The organism is Bradyrhizobium sp. T-12 (assembly GCF_058314695.1).
On record NZ_CM177756.1, the window covers coordinates 3971669 to 3987355 of the forward strand.

Here is a 15687-nt window from a genome sequence, read left to right on the forward strand (position 1 = left end):
CCCGAATCAGGTGGACCGTCGCGTCACCCGGCGGCGCGATACGCGCCCACGGTGAATCGCGCCCGCCGCCGCCAAGAGTTAAGACATGCCCAACAAGATGTTGATCGATGCCACCCACCCGGAAGAGACCCGGGTCGTCGTGGTCCGCGGCAATCGCGTCGAAGAGTTTGATTTCGAGACCGCGCAACGCAAGCAACTGCGCGGGAATATCTACCTCGCCAAGGTCACAAGGGTCGAACCCTCGCTCCAAGCCGCCTTCGTCGAATATGGCGGCAACCGCCACGGCTTCCTCGCCTTCAGTGAAATCCATCCAGACTACTATCAGATCCCGGTCGCCGACCGGCAGGCGCTGATCGAGGCCGAGGAACAGGCCCATCGTGAAGCCGAAGAGGAGAGCGAGAACCGCTCCCACGGACGCCGCCGTTCGCGCCACCGCAACGCCCGCCGCCGTGGTCATGGCGAGCGCGTGCGCAGCGACATCGTCGAAGGCCTCGACGCCGGCGCTGATCCCGCCGCCCAGCCGATCGAGGGCGCGGCGCAGCCGGAGCATGCCGAGGGCGCCTTGCACGACGGCGAGCATTCGCACGCCGATGCAGAGCACCGTGGCGAGCACGAAGGCCACGATCACCACGACGACGATCAGGGCGAACCTGCTCATGGCGAGCATGATCACGACGATCATCATGCCCATGATGACCAGCACGCCCACGACCACGACCATGGCCACGACCACGACCACGACCACGACCATGGTCACGATCACCAGCACGATCATCACGACCATGATCATGTTGGCGAGACGCCCGCGCCTGTCGCGGCCGTCGGCGCCGAGCCCGTGGTCGCGACCGAGATCGCTGCCGAGCCGCAGGAGGCCCAGACCTTCGAATCTCACGCGCCCGAGGCGCATGCGGAAGCTCTGGCCGAGGCCGTGACGTCGGCCGATGAGCCAGCTGATGCGGTGTACGGCGGCGGAGAGAATGCCGAGACGTCGCTTGCCGAGGCTGCGGAGGCAACTGGCGAAGAAGACGACGAAGATGAGGACGACGAGGAAGCCGAAGAGGAAGTCGTCGAATCCGTCGGCGGCGACGACGTGCTGGAGGAAGTGCCGGAGCGTACGTTCCGTCCGCGCCGCCAGTACAAGATCCAGGAAGTCATCAAGCGCCGCCAGGTGATGCTGGTGCAGGTCGTCAAGGAAGAGCGTGGCAACAAGGGCGCCGCGCTGACGACCTATCTGTCGCTGGCCGGCCGCTATGCCGTCTTGATGCCGAACACGGCGCGCGGCGGCGGCATCAGCCGCAAGATCACCAGCGCCCAGGACCGTTCCCGCCTGAAGGAAGTGGTGCAGGATCTCGACGTGCCGGAAGGCATGGGCATCATCCTGCGCACCGCCGGCGCCGCCCGGACCAAGCCCGAGATCAAGCGCGACTTCGAATATCTGATCCGGATGTGGGAGACGGTGCGCGACCTCACGCTGAAGTCGCAGGCCCCGACCCTCGTCTACGAGGAAGGCTCGCTGATCAAGCGCTCGCTGCGCGACCTCTACAACAAGGAGATCGACGAAATCTCGGTTGCCGGTGAATCCGGCTACCGCGAAGCGCGCGACTTCATGAAGATGCTGATGCCCGCCAATGTCAGCGCGGTGAAGCAGTATCGCGACGGCCAGCCATTGTTCTCGCGCATGGGCGTCGAGAGCCAGCTCGATGCGATGTTCTCGCCGACCGTGCAGCTGCGCTCCGGCGGCTACATCGTGATCAACCAGACCGAGGCGCTGGTCTCGATCGACGTCAACTCCGGACGATCGACGCGCGAGCACCATATCGAGGACACCGCGCTCAAGACCAATCTGGAGGCGGCCGAAGAGGTCGCCCGCCAGCTCCGCTTGCGCGACCTCGCCGGCCTGATCGTCATCGACTTCATCGACATGGACGAGAAGCGCAACAACCGTGCGGTCGAGCGCAAGCTGTCCGATTGCCTGAGGCAGGACCGCGCGCGCATCCAGGTCGGACGCATCTCGCATTTCGGCCTGCTCGAAATGTCGCGCCAGCGCATCCGCGCCAGCGTGCTCGAGAGCTCGACCGATCCCTGCCCGCATTGCGGCGGCACCGGCCACGTCCGCTCGGTGTCCTCGGTGGCGCTGCAGCTGCTGCGCGGCCTCGAAGAAATCCTGATGAAGGGCGCGACCCACAATCTCGTGGTACGCACCCGCACCGACGTTGCGCTCTATGTGCTCAACCACAAGCGTGGCCACCTGCGCGATCTCGAGAACGGCTTCAAGGTCACCCTCTCGGTGATCGCGGATCCCAGCGTCAGCGGGCCGCAGGCCTACCTCATCGACCGCGGCGAACAGGTGCATACGCTGGAAGCCGCCAAGGCGCTGCTGGCGGCGCAGGCGGCCGCAAGCCCGCCGCCGCTGGTCGAAGAAGCTTATGACGACGAGGAGTTCGATCCGGAGACCGAATCCGAGGTCGAGACCGAGGAGACCGAAGGTCTCGCCGAGGAGCAGTCCGCAGGCGACGCCGGGTCCGAGCAGGACGGCCAACGCCGCAAGCGCCGCCGTCGCCGGCGCGGCCGCGGTGGCCCGCGCGAGGGCGAATTGCGCGAGGATGGCGCCCCCACCCTTCCCGAGGCGGCCGTGGCGGCCGGCGAAGGCGAGGACGATGCCGAACCCGAGCAGGACGGCGAGGAAGGCGAGGAACAGGCAGCCCGTGGCGAACAGCAGGGCAGCGGTGATCGCCGGCGCCGGCGTGGTCGCCGCGGCGGACGCCGTCGTCGCGGTGGCGGCGAGGAAGGTCTCGCCGGCTCCATCGGTGACGAACTCGGCACCAATCATCCATCGGAAGCAGCCGAGGCGGTTGCCGATTTCGACGGCCTCGGCAGTGAGGCTGCGCCCTCGATTGCGCAAGCCGAGCACAGCGCCGCCGAGCCGCAAGTCTCGCAGCCTGAGCCGCACGCCGAAGTGCAGACCGAGGCTCCGGCCCAGCCCGAGCCCGTTGCCGCGGAGGAAGAGCCCGCCGACGACAAGGCCGCGCGGCGCCGCTCCACGGTGCGCGAAAAGGTGAGCTTCATGTCGAGCAGCCCGAGCGAGCCGGCAGCCCCGGTTGCCCAGGCAGTCGAGCCGGTCACCCCGCCCGCACCGGCAGCTGAACCTGCGGCGGAAGCGACGAGCGAAACGCCCGCCGCCCCGCGCCGCGCCGGCTGGTGGTCCCGCCGCTTTGGCGGCGGCGAATAAGGCCTGACAACCTATGCAAGACACGACGCCCGGCACTGCCGGGCGTTTTTGTTTCGCCGATGTCCCGATGTGCTAAGCCGTTTGCGCAATCTGAGAGGGGACCGGCATTGTCAGAGCTTTGCGATTCCAGCGCCGTCGAGTTGCGCCGCCTGTTGGCCGCCCGGGCGATCTCACCTGTCGAGTTGCTCGACGCCTGCCTGTCCCGCATCGCCGCCATCAATCCCGCCGTCAACGCCGTCGTGACGCTGGACGAGCCGGGCGCGCGTGCCGCTGCCAAGGCGGCCGAAGCCGCCATCCTGCGCGGCGAGGATCGCGGTGCCCTGCACGGGCTTCCCGTTCTCATCAAGGATACCCAGGACACCGCGGGGATGCGCTCCACCTATGGCAGCCCGCTGCTGAAGGATAACGTCCCGGCGGCCGACCAGGGCTCGGTCGCGCGCCTGCGCGCCGCCGGCGCCATCATCTTCGGCAAGACCAACACGCCGGAATGGGCGGCGGGCGGCAACACCCGCAATCCCGTGTTCGGCGCGACCGGCAATCCCTTCGATCCCATGCGCTCGGCGGCGGGCTCCTCCGGCGGCTCGGCGGTGGCGCTCGCCTGCGGCATGGCTCCGCTCGCCTCGGGCTCCGACACTGGCGGGTCCCTGCGCAATCCGGCAGGCTTCGCCGGCATCGTCGGCATGCGTCCGTCCTACGGCCTCGTGGCCAGCGAAAAGCGGGCGTTCGGCTGGTCCAATCTGTCGACCGACGGGCCGATGGCGCGCAACGTCGCCGACACCGCCTTGATGCTGTCGGTGATGGCGAGCGATGATGCCCGCGATCCGCTCGCCTATACGCTGCCCGGCGAGGCCGTGCGCGCGCGCGCCGAGCGCTGGGCCGTCCCGCGCCCCGCAGAGCTCGGCAAGCTCCGCCTCGCCTTCACAGAGGATTTCGGCTTCGCTCCGACCGAGCAGGCGATCCGGCGCGTGTTCCGCGCACGCGTGAAGCGGCTCGCACCGCTGTTCGCAGAATCCCGCGAAGCAACGCCGGATTGCGCCGGCGCCGACGACGCTTTTGCCGTGCTCCGCGCAGGCATGTTCCTGGCGACCCACGGCAAGAACTACAAGGAACGTCCCGAGATGCTCGGCCCCAATGTCCGCGCCAATGTCGAGGAAGGGCTCAGCTACACGCTCGAAGACCATGCGCGGGCCTCGACGACGCAGACCAGGATTTATCGCGCCTATCAAAGCTTCTTCGAAACCTGCGACGTACTGATCAGCCCGACGATCACGCTGAGCCCGCGGCCATGGTCGGAGCCTCACCCGGCGGAGATCGATGGCGCTCCGACCAGATCCTACTTCCATTGGCTCGCGCTCGCCTACGCCGTCACGCTTGCAGGCCATCCCGCCATCAGCATTCCGCTCGGCCTCGACGAAGCCGGACTGCCGTTCGGCCTCCAGGTCGTCGGTCCGCGCGGCGGCGACGCCATCGTGCTCTCGGTTGCCGCAGGCATTGAGGCCGCCTTTGCGAGCGACGCGCAATTGTGCCGGCCGGTCCCCGACCTTGCGAGGCTTGCCGCGACGCCGCCGCTGTCCGCCGCCCCCGGCTTTCTCACTTGGGAATAACGCGGTCCGACAGGAGAAGTCTTCCGATGCAAAGCGCAATGGTTCTCGGCGGCGGCATGATCGGCGTGAGCGCCGCGCTGCACCTGCAGCAGCGCGGCTGGGCCGTGACGCTCGTCGATCGCAGGGAGCCGGGCCGTGAGACCAGCTACGGCAATGCCGGCATGATCCAGGCCGAAGCGGTCCGCCCCTATCCGATGCCGCGCGATCTCGCGACGCTGCTCAAGATCGCGACCGGCCGCACCAACGACGTGCGCTACAGCCTGTCGTCGCTTCACCTCCATGTCGAGCCCCTGCTCCGCTACTGGTGGCACTCGGCGCCGAAACGGCATCGCGAGGCGATCGAGGCTTGGGCGCGGCTGATCGCCTACGCGACCCCGGAGCACGACATCCTCATTCGGGAAGCCCATGCCGACAATCTGATCCGCCGCGCCGGCTATCGCGCGCTGTACCGCGACGCCGCGGACCTCGATCTTTCGATCAAGGCCGCAGAACAAGACCAGCGCGAATTCGGCGTGAAGTTCCGGGTGCTGTCCGGCAGCGAGCTTGCCAAGGCCGAGCCGATCCTGCGCGACGATCTTCCCGGCGCGATCCACTGGCTCGATACCTGGACGGTGTCCGATCCCGGCGCCCTCGTCACGGCCTATGCCGAGCTGTTCGAGCGTCGCGGCGGCACCATCGTGCTGGGCGATGCGCAGTCGCTGCAGCAGACCGCGACCGGATGGTCGGTCAACACGGACCAGGGCCGCCTCGACGCCGCCCACGCCGTCGTGACGCTGGGGCCGTGGTCGCCCGACCTCCTCCACAAATTCGGCTATCGCATTCCGCTGGTGCGCAAGCGCGGCTACCACATGCATTACAGCGGCGGCGCTTCGCTCGACCTGCCGCTCGTCGACAAGGGCGGCGGCTACGCCATGGGCCCGATGGCAAAGGGAATCCGCATCACCACCGGCGCGGAATTGACCGGCATGGACGCGCTCGCCACGCCCGTCCAGCTCGCCAGCGCGGAAGGCTCCGCGCGGGAGCTGATCGACCTCGGCAAGCGCGTCGAGCCGGATCCGTGGTTCGGCACCCGCCCCTGCACGCCCGACATGCTGCCGGTGCTCGGGCAAGCTCCGCGGCATCCCGGCCTCTGGATGAATTTCGGTCACGGCCACCAGGGCTTTACCCTGGGACCCGCGAGCGGACGCCTGCTTGCCGAGATCATGAGCGGCGAGACGCCGGCGATTGATCCGCTGCCATATCGGCCCGAGCGGTTCTAGGCCCAAACAAAAGGGCTGATCGAGGATATCGACCAGCCCTTCCCAATTCGAAGCCCGAGGGCGCGATCAGTCCGTGGTGATCGCCGTCTCCATGTCGGTCGGGTCGATCCGCTTGGCGAGGTTGGCGTTGAGCTTGTCGCGGTCGAGCTCACCTTCCCACCAGGCGACGATCACGCAGGCGACGCCGTTGCCGCACAGATTGGTCAGCGCGCGGCACTCGCTCATGAACTTGTCGATGCCGAGCACGATCGCCATGCCCGGCACGAGGCGCGGATCGACCACGGCAAGCGTCGCTGCCAGCGTGATGAAGCCCGCGCCGGTGATGCCGGAAGCGCCCTTCGAGGTCAGCATCGCCACGACCAGGATGGTCAGCTGCTGGCTGAAGCTGAGATCGTAGCCGAGCGCCTGCGCGATGAAGAGCGTCGCCAGCGTCATGTAGATGTTGGTGCCGTCGAGATTGAACGAGTAACCCGTGGGCACCACGAGGCCGACCACCGACTTGGAGCAGCCGAGCCGCTCCAGCTTCTCCATCAGGGACGGCAGCGCGCTTTCCGAGGACGAGGTACCGAGCACGATCAGCAGCTCGTCCTTGATGTAGGCCAGGAACTTGAAGATCGAGAACCCGGCAAGGCGCGCGATGATGCCGAGCACGACGAAGACGAACAGCGCCGCGGTGACGTAGAACGTGGCGATCAGCCCGACCAGATTGAGGATCGCGCCGGTGCCGAACTTGCCGATCGTATAGGCCATGGCGCCGAACGCGCCGATCGGCGCTGCGCGCATCACGATGGAGATGACGCCGAACACGGCATGGGCGGCGTCGTCGATGAAGCTGCGGATGGTGTGGCCGCGCTCACCCAGGCTCATAATTGCGAAGCCGAACAGCACCGAGAACAGCAGCACCTGGAGGATTTCGCCTTGCGCGAAGGCCCCGACCACCGTGTCGGGAATGATGTGCAGCACGAAGTCGACGGACTTCTGGCCGGCAGCCTGCTTGGCGTAATTGGCAACGGCCGCCTCGTTGGCCGCCCCACTGCCGAAGCCCGCGCCCGGCTTCACGAGATTGCCGATGATCAGTCCGATCACCAGGGCGAAGGTCGAGACGACCTCGAAATAGACCAGCGCCTTGATGCCGATGCGGCCGACCTTCTTGGCATCCTGGATGTGGGCGATTCCGGAGACGACGGTGCAAAAGATGATCGGGGCGATCACCATCTTGATCAGCTTGATGAAGCCGTCGCCGAGCGCCTTGATCCATTCGTTGGTGGCAACCGTCGGCCACAGCCAGCCGACGATGGCGCCGAGCACGATGGCGATCAGCACCTGGACGTAGAGAACCTTGTACCACGGCTTTGCTGCGGGCGGCGCGATCGGCGCCCCCGCCATCGTTGTCGTCGTCATCGTTTCACTCCCCCTCAAACGCTGGGCCAGCCAAGATCAACTTGGCCGGCCCTGTCAATTGGAACCGCGAATTTTGCGCGCTTTACCGGCGACGCTCGATCAGTCTTCGCGCTGCCGGCATCAACGTCGCGCCAAGCGCGTTCTTGACCAGCGAAGCCGCAACGAACGGCATGATGCCGACCTGCCAGGCCTTCGCAGCGCCGAGCCCGAGGCCGAACGCCAGCCAGCCGAAGCCGGCGGCCAGAATGACGATATGGCCTATCGCCATCGCTGCAAACAGCAGCGCCACGCTGCGGTCCCAGCCGCGCTCGGCGAGCCAGCCGGTCACGAAAGCGGCCGCAATGAAACCGAACAGATAGCCCGCGGTCGGGCCAACCAGCGGCGCAATTCCACCCACCGGTCCGGCAAATACCGGCGCGCCAAGCGCACCCTCGGCGAGGTAGGCGATCATGGTTGCGCTGCCAAGACGCCAGCCATAGGCCGCGCCGATCATCAGCACCACCAGCGTCTGCAACGTCATGGGGACGTAGGGCAGCGGCAGGCTGACCTTGGCTGATAGCGCCATCAATGCGGTGCCGAGCACAACCAGCACGACGGCACGCACCGCACCGACCGTTTCACCCGGCCGGGTCGGCCACATCAATGCAGCGAGAGAAAAATGTGGCGCAGCAGCGGTCGGGACAGATCGGTGGTCAGACAAGATGAGCTCCGGATGTGGTCGAAAACTGGCGGCTATTTAAGCCAGCGAGCGATCCGGTCAACTGCCTCGCGCATCTCCCCGGACGAGCGTGCATAAGAAAACCGAATGAACGATCGGCCATGAACGGGATCGAAATCGAGGCCCGGCGTCGCCGCAACGCGTGCCTGTTCCAGCATCTGCTTGGCAAATTCGAAACTGTCCGAGGTGAAGTCCGAGACGTCGGCATAGAGATAAAATGCACCATCGGCCGGCAGGAATTTGGCGAGGCCAGCTTTCGGCAATCCCTCGATCAAAATCCGCCGGTTTTCCTGATAGCCATGCTTGATCGCCTCCATCTCGGCCGCGCCGTCGAAGGCAGCCTCTGCCGCGATCTGCGACAGCGACGGCACCGAGATCGACAGGTTCTGCTGCAGCCGCTCGATCGGCCGCACCAGGATTTCGGGCACGACCATCCAGCCGACGCGCCAGCCCGTCATGCAAAAATATTTCGAGAACGAGTTGATCACGAGGGCGTGCTCGGAGAGCGCGGCCGCGGTGACGGCCGGAAACGCATAATCGAGCCCGTGATAGATCTCGTCCGAGATGAAACGGATGCCGGCGTCTTCCGCCGCCGCGATCAGGCTGGCGAGCGCCTCGCGCGACATCATCGTCCCCGTCGGATTGGCGGGGCTGCCAACCAGCACGCCCTTCAGCGGCGCCTTGCGATGGGCGGCGAGCAACGCCTCGCCGGTGAGAGCATGGCGCGTCTCGTTCGTGGTCTCAATCAGCACCGGCTCGCAGCCGAGCGCGGTGAGGATATGACGGTAGGGCGGATAGCCCGGCACCGTCACGGCGACGCGGTCGCCCGGCTCGAACATCGACAGGAAGGCCAGGATGAACCCGCCGGAAGAGCCGGTCGTCACCACGATCCTGTCAGGGCTGACGTCGCAGCCATAGGCATCGCGGTAATGGCGCGCGATGCGCTCGCGCAAGGAGGGGATGCCGAGCGCGGAGGTATAATCGATCCGCCCGGTCTCGAGCGCGGTGTGGGCGGCCGCAATGGCGGTCCTGGGCGCCGCGGCCGCCGGCTGGCCGACCTCCATATGGATGACATGGCCCCCGGCGGCCTCGATTCGAGCCGCCGCGGCCATGACGTCCATCACCATGAACGGGGGAACATCGCTGCGGCGGGAGGGCTCGAGCCACTGCCCCAACCGGTTCCTTAAAGTCGCATCGTGCATTGATTTCTGCTATTTCGCTGGCGGGCCGGTGCGGCCGGTCCGGAAAAACGGGGCGCTTGCGCCCCAGACTGGCCGCATTGTACGGCTCATAAGGGGAACGGCTGATAAGGGCATATCGCGTATCCGGCCCGCCGCCAATCGCCAAAACCAATCACGAAACTGCTGTCCAGACCGTTTGACCAAGACCGTTTGATGTCGCTCCAGATCGCATTGCGCAAGAAGGCTTCCGCCCTCACCGCCCTCGTCACGGCTGCGGCGATCGCGCTGACGCCGTTCTCCGCGGCGCACGCGCAAGCCAAAGGGCCGCCGGTCCTGCGCGACACCGAGACCGAGCAGCTGCTGCGCGAATATACGCGCCCGATCCTGCGTGCCGCGGGTCTGGAGAAGCAGAACATCCAGATGGTGATCCTCAACGACAACTCGTTCAACGCGTTCGTGGCCGATGGCCGCCGCATCTTCGTCAATTACGGCGCGATTCTTCAATCGGAGACGCCGAACCAGATCATCGGCGTGCTCGCGCACGAGACCGGGCATCTGGCTGGCGGCCATCTGTCCAAGCTGCGTGAGCAGCTCGCCGCGGCCCAGACCCAGATGATCATCGCGATGCTGCTCGGCGCCGGCGCGATCGCCGCCGGCAGCACGCGCAACAGCAGCGGCGGCAACAACGGGCTCGCCAATGCCGGCGCCGCTGCGATCTCGGCGCCGCAGGAGGTGATCCGCCGGTCGCTGCTGTCCTACCAGCGCCAGCAGGAGGAGAACGCCGACCGCGCCGGCGTGAAATTCCTGACCGCGACCCAGCAATCGCCGAAGGGCATGTACGAGACCTTCAAGCGCTTCACCAGCGAGAGCCTGTTCGCTGCGCGCGGCGCCGACCCCTATCTCCAGTCGCATCCGATGCCCGCCGAGCGCGTTGCCGCGCTGCAGGAGTTCGCGAGCTCAAGCCCCTACTGGAACAAGAAGGACGATGCAGCGCTCCAGCTCCGCCACGACATGGTGCGCGCCAAGATATCCGCCTTCATGGAGCGGCCCGAGACGGTGTACCGCCGCTATCCCCAGACCAATGACAGCATGCCGGCGCGCTATGCCCGCGCCATCAGCACCTATCTGCACGGCGATTTGCGCAGCGCGCTCAGCCAGATCGACGCGCTGATCCAGGTTCAGCCGAACAACCCGTACTTCTACGAGGTGCGCGGCCAGGCCCTCTTGGAAAGCGGCAAGCCGGCCGACGCCATCCCTGCCCTGCGCAAGGCTGTCGCACTCTCGAACAATTCACCCCTCATCGAGATGTTACTTGGGCAGGCTCTGGTTGGAACCGATAATAAGGCCTACACCGACGACGCCGTTCGGATTCTCCGCGCCGCGGTGGCGCGGGAGCCCGAGGCCATCCTCGGTTATAGCCAGCTCGCGATGGCCTATGGCCGGAAGGGAGATTATGCCGAGGCGGATCTCGCATCGGCCCAGGCCGCTTACTTGCGCGGCGACAACAAGACCGCCCGCGAGCTCGCCACGCGCGCGAAAACCCGTTTTGCCGTCGGCACGCCCGGATGGGTCAAGGCCGACGACATCGTGGCGGCCAAGCCGCCGCGCAACTGACACCACGACGCCTGACACCACGACGTCACGACCTTAGCTTTGAGCGCCGGGACGTATTCCGAAACCTGCTTTGGATAAGAGGATTTGCCTATGCCTTCGCTGCGCCTGCTTGCTCCCGCGTTGTTTGCGCTCGCCATGTTCGGCGCAGCCGTGCCTGCATCGGCCGACAGCTTCTCCGATACCCAGCGCACCGACATCGAGAAGATCATCAAGAACTATCTCGTCAGCCATCCCGAGGTGCTCGAAGAGGCCATGGCCGAGCTCAGCAAGCGCCAAGCCGCGGCCGAGACGCAGAAGCACGAGGCCAGCATCGCGCAGAACGCCGACGCGATCTTCAACTCGCCGCGCCAGGTCGTGCTCGGCAACAAGGACGGCGACGTCACCTTCGTCGAGTTCTTCGATTACAATTGCGGCTACTGCAAGCGCGCGATGGACGACATGCTCACCATCATGAAAGGCGATTCGAAGCTGAAGGTCGTGCTGAAGGAGTTTCCGGTGCTCAGCCAGGGCTCTGTCGAAGCGGCACAGGTCGCGGTCGCCGTACGCATGCAGGATCCCACCGGCAAGAAATATCTCGACTTCCACCAGAAGCTGCTCGGTGGCCGCGGCGCCGCCGACAAGGCACGTGCGCTTCAAGCTGCCAAGGAAGCCGGCCTCGACACCGCGAGGATCGAGAAGGACATCGCGAGCCCCGAGGTGCGCGCCACCATCGAGGAGAATTTCAAGCTCGCTGAAGCGATGGGCATGAACGGCACGCCGAGCTACGTCATCGGCAAGCAGATCGTGATCGGCGCCGTCGGCGTCGAAGGCCTCAAGGAAAAGATCGGCATCGCCCGCTGCGGCAAGGCGACTTGTTGATCGCACGTATTGCGATAGTGAAACACGAAGAGGCCGGCTGGAAAGCCGGCCTTTTTTTCTTGCGCGAAGCTTGGCGTCTTCGTGCAAGTTCATTCATCTGGCGTTCAACAAACAAATGCCGCGGAACAGCCGAAGTTCCGGAACAACTGAAACCTCCTTTCGTTGTTGGCGCGGGCAATGATGCAAAGAAACACGTGAGGAGAATTCGATGTTGAACCGCTTTATGATCTCAGTTGCCGCAGTCGCCCTCGTTGCGGGCGCCGGTCTGGCGAACGCACAGGACAAGGGTCGCGATGGCGGCGCTGGTTCGCAGCAGATGCAGCACTCCCAGCCCTCCGGCGGCGCCACTGAGCGCGGCGGCTCGATGGGCCGCGACTCCGTGAGCCATGACAAGGGTACCGTCGGCCAGGCCGGCGGCGCCATGAAGCCCGGTGGAGCCGACGACAAGTCGTCCGGCGCGATGCAGAAATCCGGCGCCACGGAAAAGTCCGGCGGGATGGAAAAGTCCGGCACGATGAACAAGAACGCGGCTGACGAGAAGGCCGGCATGAAGGGCGAGCACGCCCAGGGCGCGCAGGATAAGTCTGCGCAGGACAAGTCGAAGAGCATGAGCTCGGACTCGACGACCAAGTCCGATTCCACCAAGTCCGGTGCCAAGGACATGAAGGCCGAGGACAACAAGGCCGGCGGCGCTGCCAAGAGCAACAATGCCGAGAACCGCCCGGCCTCCACCGACACCAAGTCGCAGACCACGACCGGCAACGCTCCGGCCACCGCCGCCGCGCCGCCGCCGGAGAAGCGGACGGAAATCTCGACCGCGATCAAGTCGACCAAGATCGAGGAGACCACGAACGTCAACTTCAACATCTCGGTCGGCACCGCGGTCCCGGCGTCCGTCCACTTCCACCCGCTGCCGCCCCGGATCGTCGAGATCTACCCGCAGTGGCGTGGCTATGAAGTGATCTTCGTCCGCGGCCAGTACGTCATCGTCCGTCCGCAGACGCGCGAGATCGTGTACATCATCGAGGGCTAAGCCGCTCGCTGACCGCAAAATGGGCCCCTGCCGAAAGATCGGCAGGGGCTTTTGGCCTATGGACCCGCGCGCCTCGGCCGCCGAGCCATCCTTTGGACTGGTTAACAAGCAATTTCCGTGGTTTCCACACAGGTTTTTGCGCACTGGATGAGGTACTTGAACCCCTCCGGGAGGCCTTCAAGGCTTCCCCTCACGCGCTTTGTTACCTATAACCCCCGCCACGCCGAGCACCTCTTTGCGGGATTGGAATGGCCGAACCAGCAACCGACACGATCCTCGTCCTGAACGGGCCGAACCTCAACATGTTGGGGACGCGCGAGCCGGAGAAGTATGGCCACGCGACGCTGACCGACGTCGAGGCGCTGTGCCGGGAGACGGCGGCGACGTTCGGTCTCAAGGCGGATTGCCGGCAGTCCAACCGCGAGGGCGAGCTGATTGACTTCATCCACGAGGCGCATCGCCGCAAGATGAAGGGCATCATCATCAATGCCGGCGGCTATTCGCACACCTCGATCGCACTGCACGACGCATTGCTTGCGGTTCAGATCCCGACGGTCGAAGTGCATGTGACCAACATCCACGCCCGCGAGAGCTTTCGTCACCACTCCTATACGGCACGCGCGGCCTTCGCCTCGCTCTGCGGTTTCGGCATCGAGGGCTACCGCCTCGCCATCCAGGGCCTTGCCGCCAAGCTTGCCATCAAGCCCAAAGCCTGAAGCTCCCTCATCAATCAGAACATTCGGATCAAACAACATGGCGCGCCAGCCAGACGACAAAGCAGCCGCAAAGTTTTCCAGCGAGGATTCCGCGCTCGTCCGCGAGCTCGCGCTTCTGCTCGATGAGACCAGCCTCACCGAGATCGAGATCGAACGTGCGGGCCTGCGCCTGCGCGTCGCCCGTAACATCAGCGTTGCCGCGACCATGCCTGTGCCGATGGCTGCGGCTCCCGCCGCCCTGCCGGCAGCCTCCGCCTCGCCTGCTGCCGCCGCCGGCCCCGACCTGTCCAAGCATCCTGGCGCGGTCAGCTCGCCGATGGTCGGCACCGCCTATTGGGCGCCGGAGCCCGGCGCCAAGCCGTTCATCGAGGTCGGCAGCAAGGTCTCGGTCGGACAGACGCTGCTGATCATCGAAGCCATGAAGACCATGAACCAGATCCCCTCGCCGCGCGCCGGCACGGTGACGCAGATCCTGGTCGAGGACGGCCAGCCGGTCGAGTACGGCGAGCCGCTCGTGATCATTGAGTGAGGGATCGGCGAACAGCGGGGGAGCGAATAGTTGCTCCTGCCTGTTCGCCATTCGCTATTTCCCGTTCGCCCCCGAGGCACCATGTTCGACAAGATCCTCATAGCCAATCGCGGCGAGATCGCCCTTCGCATCCTCAGGGCCTGCAAGGAGCTCGGGATCGCGACGGTCGCCGTGCACTCCACCGCCGACGCCGATGCCATGCATGTGCGCCTGTCGGACGAGAGCGTGTGCATCGGCCCGCCCGCCTCCAAGGACAGCTATCTCAACGTCCCCGCCCTGCTCGCGGCCTGCGAGATCACCGGCGCCGACGCCGTGCATCCCGGCTACGGCTTCCTGTCGGAGAATGCGCGCTTCGCGGAAATCCTGTCCGAGCACAATCTGCATTTCATCGGCCCCAAGGCCGAGCACATCCGCCTGATGGGCGACAAGATCGAGGCGAAGAAGACCGCCAAGCGCCTCGGCATCCCCGTGGTGCCCGGCTCCGACGGTGCGGTCGGTCCCGACGACGATGCCCTGGCGATCGCAAGGAAGATCGGCTTTCCCGTGCTGGTGAAGGCGGCGGCCGGCGGCGGCGGCCGCGGCATGAAGGTCGCGCACAGCGAGGCCGATCTGCAGGTGGCGCTGTCGACGGCGGCCAACGAGGCCAAATCCGCCTTCGGCGATGCCTCCGTCTACCTGGAAAAATACCTCCAGAAGCCGCGCCACATCGAGATCCAGATTCTCGGCGACGGCCGCGGCGGCGCGATCCATCTCGGCGAGCGCGACTGCTCGTTGCAACGCCGCCACCAGAAGGTCTGGGAGGAAGGCCCCTCGCCCGTCCTTTCCGCCGCCGCGCGGGCCAAGATCGGCGAGACCTGTGCGAAGGCCATGCGCGAGATGAAATATCTCGGCGTCGGCACTATCGAATTCCTGTTCGAGGACGGCGAGTTCTACTTCATCGAGATGAACACCCGCATCCAGGTCGAGCATCCCGTCACCGAGAGCATCACCGACATCGACCTCGTGCTGGAGCAGATCCGCATCGCCGCCGGCGGCGACCTGCCGGCCAAGCAGGACGAGATCCAGGTCATCGGCCACGCCATCGAGTGCCGCATCAATGCCGAGAACCCCGAGACCTTCCGCCCCTCGCCCGGCCGCATACTGCAATACCATCCGCCGGGCGGCCTCGGCGTCCGCATCGATTCCGCCGTCTACCAGGGCTACATGATCCCGCCCTATTACGATTCCCTGGTCGGCAAGCTGATCGTGCACGGCAAGACCCGCGCCGAATGCCTCATGCGGCTCCGCCGGGCGCTGGACGAGATGGTGGTGGAAGGCATCGAGACCACGCTGCCGCTGTTCCGCGCGCTGGTGCGTGAAGACGACATCATCAACGGCGACTACCACATCCACTGGCTGGAACAGTACCTGGCCGGCAAGGCGGAACCCGCCCCGCGATAATATTCGTCGCCCTAGGGAACCCTTTGGCCTCAATCGCGTTCTGGACGGTTGGGGCTAGTTCCAAGGGGGCGTTTTGAAATCCACTGCACGTAAACAGGTGAACCG

The 15687-nt window shown here is 65.8% G+C and carries 12 protein-coding genes; 9 read left to right on the forward strand and 3 right to left on the reverse strand.

Annotated features, from left to right (window positions below; genetic code table 11):
• The first annotated feature begins 85 nt into the window (after positions 1-85).
• The 3 genes from AC0WRY_RS18715 to AC0WRY_RS18725 all read left to right on the forward strand — a co-directional run bounded on the left by AC0WRY_RS18715 (position 86) and on the right by AC0WRY_RS18725 (position 6092).
• Positions 86-3229, forward strand: coding sequence for an Rne/Rng family ribonuclease (locus AC0WRY_RS18715; protein ID WP_491120338.1), 3144 nt, complete (start codon positions 86-88; stop codon positions 3227-3229).
• 107 nt (positions 3230-3336) lie between these two features.
• Positions 3337-4833, forward strand: a complete 1497-nt coding sequence (locus AC0WRY_RS18720; RefSeq protein ID WP_491120340.1) for an amidase — start codon at positions 3337-3339, stop codon at positions 4831-4833.
• A gap of 26 nt (positions 4834-4859) precedes the next feature.
• Complete coding sequence (locus AC0WRY_RS18725) at positions 4860-6092, forward strand: NAD(P)/FAD-dependent oxidoreductase (RefSeq protein WP_491120342.1); 1233 nt, start codon at positions 4860-4862, stop codon at positions 6090-6092.
• Positions 6093-6158: 66 nt separating this feature from the next.
• On the opposite strand, the gene AC0WRY_RS18730 is transcribed toward AC0WRY_RS18725, so the two are convergent.
• The 3 genes from AC0WRY_RS18730 to AC0WRY_RS18740 all read right to left on the reverse strand — a co-directional run bounded on the left by AC0WRY_RS18730 (position 6159) and on the right by AC0WRY_RS18740 (position 9413).
• On the reverse strand, positions 6159-7493 hold the full coding sequence (locus AC0WRY_RS18730; protein WP_194402288.1) for a dicarboxylate/amino acid:cation symporter: 1335 nt from the start codon (positions 7491-7493) through the stop codon (positions 6159-6161).
• Between the two features lie 82 nt (positions 7494-7575).
• On the reverse strand, positions 7576-8133 hold the full coding sequence (locus tag AC0WRY_RS18735) for a biotin transporter BioY (RefSeq protein WP_194402289.1): 558 nt from the start codon (positions 8131-8133) through the stop codon (positions 7576-7578).
• A gap of 92 nt (positions 8134-8225) precedes the next feature.
• Entirely contained in the window at positions 8226-9413 is a 1188-nt protein-coding gene (locus AC0WRY_RS18740) for a pyridoxal phosphate-dependent aminotransferase (protein WP_491120345.1), read from the reverse strand.
• Between the two features lie 192 nt (positions 9414-9605).
• Between AC0WRY_RS18740 and AC0WRY_RS18745 the strand changes: the two genes are divergently transcribed.
• The 6 genes from AC0WRY_RS18745 to accC all read left to right on the forward strand — a co-directional run bounded on the left by AC0WRY_RS18745 (position 9606) and on the right by accC (position 15582).
• Positions 9606-11006 (forward strand): M48 family metalloprotease, encoded by a 1401-nt coding sequence (locus tag AC0WRY_RS18745; RefSeq protein ID WP_491120347.1) that lies wholly within the window; start codon positions 9606-9608, stop codon positions 11004-11006.
• A gap of 90 nt (positions 11007-11096) precedes the next feature.
• A complete protein-coding gene (locus AC0WRY_RS18750) occupies positions 11097-11864 on the forward strand; it encodes a DsbA family protein (RefSeq protein ID WP_194402292.1) in 768 nt (255 codons plus the stop codon).
• Between the two features lie 208 nt (positions 11865-12072).
• Positions 12073-12897: a DUF1236 domain-containing protein gene (locus AC0WRY_RS18755; protein WP_491120349.1), complete on the forward strand. Its 825-nt coding sequence runs from the start codon at positions 12073-12075 to the stop codon at positions 12895-12897.
• A gap of 248 nt (positions 12898-13145) precedes the next feature.
• On the forward strand, positions 13146-13613 hold the full coding sequence (aroQ, locus tag AC0WRY_RS18760) for a type II 3-dehydroquinate dehydratase (protein WP_259210680.1): 468 nt from the start codon (positions 13146-13148) through the stop codon (positions 13611-13613).
• Positions 13614-13650: 37 nt separating this feature from the next.
• Positions 13651-14142, forward strand: a complete 492-nt coding sequence (gene accB / locus AC0WRY_RS18765) for an acetyl-CoA carboxylase biotin carboxyl carrier protein (protein ID WP_194402295.1) — start codon at positions 13651-13653, stop codon at positions 14140-14142.
• An 81-nt stretch (positions 14143-14223) separates the two neighbouring features.
• Positions 14224-15582, forward strand: coding sequence for an acetyl-CoA carboxylase biotin carboxylase subunit (gene accC / locus AC0WRY_RS18770; RefSeq protein WP_211417228.1), 1359 nt, complete (start codon positions 14224-14226; stop codon positions 15580-15582).
• The last annotated feature ends 105 nt before the right edge of the window (positions 15583-15687 follow it).

Bases quoted from the DNA above. Each gene is read 5' to 3' on its own strand.
- AC0WRY_RS18745 (WP_491120347.1), top strand. From the start codon at position 9,606: ATGTCGCTCCAGATCGCATTGCGCAAGAAGGCTTCCGCCCTCACCGCC.
- accC (WP_211417228.1), top strand. From the start codon at position 14,224: ATGTTCGACAAGATCCTCATAGCCAATCGCGGCGAGATCGCCCTTCGC.
- AC0WRY_RS18730 (WP_194402288.1), bottom strand. From the start codon at position 7,493: ATGACGACGACAACGATGGCGGGGGCGCCGATCGCGCCGCCCGCAGCA.
- AC0WRY_RS18750 (WP_194402292.1), top strand. From the start codon at position 11,097: ATGCCTTCGCTGCGCCTGCTTGCTCCCGCGTTGTTTGCGCTCGCCATG.
- AC0WRY_RS18725 (WP_491120342.1), top strand. From the start codon at position 4,860: ATGCAAAGCGCAATGGTTCTCGGCGGCGGCATGATCGGCGTGAGCGCC.
- AC0WRY_RS18740 (WP_491120345.1), bottom strand. From the start codon at position 9,413: ATGCACGATGCGACTTTAAGGAACCGGTTGGGGCAGTGGCTCGAGCCC.
- AC0WRY_RS18715 (WP_491120338.1), top strand. From the start codon at position 86: ATGCCCAACAAGATGTTGATCGATGCCACCCACCCGGAAGAGACCCGG.
- accB (WP_194402295.1), top strand. From the start codon at position 13,651: ATGGCGCGCCAGCCAGACGACAAAGCAGCCGCAAAGTTTTCCAGCGAG.
- aroQ (WP_259210680.1), top strand. From the start codon at position 13,146: ATGGCCGAACCAGCAACCGACACGATCCTCGTCCTGAACGGGCCGAAC.
- AC0WRY_RS18735 (WP_194402289.1), bottom strand. From the start codon at position 8,133: ATGTGGCCGACCCGGCCGGGTGAAACGGTCGGTGCGGTGCGTGCCGTC.
- AC0WRY_RS18755 (WP_491120349.1), top strand. From the start codon at position 12,073: ATGTTGAACCGCTTTATGATCTCAGTTGCCGCAGTCGCCCTCGTTGCG.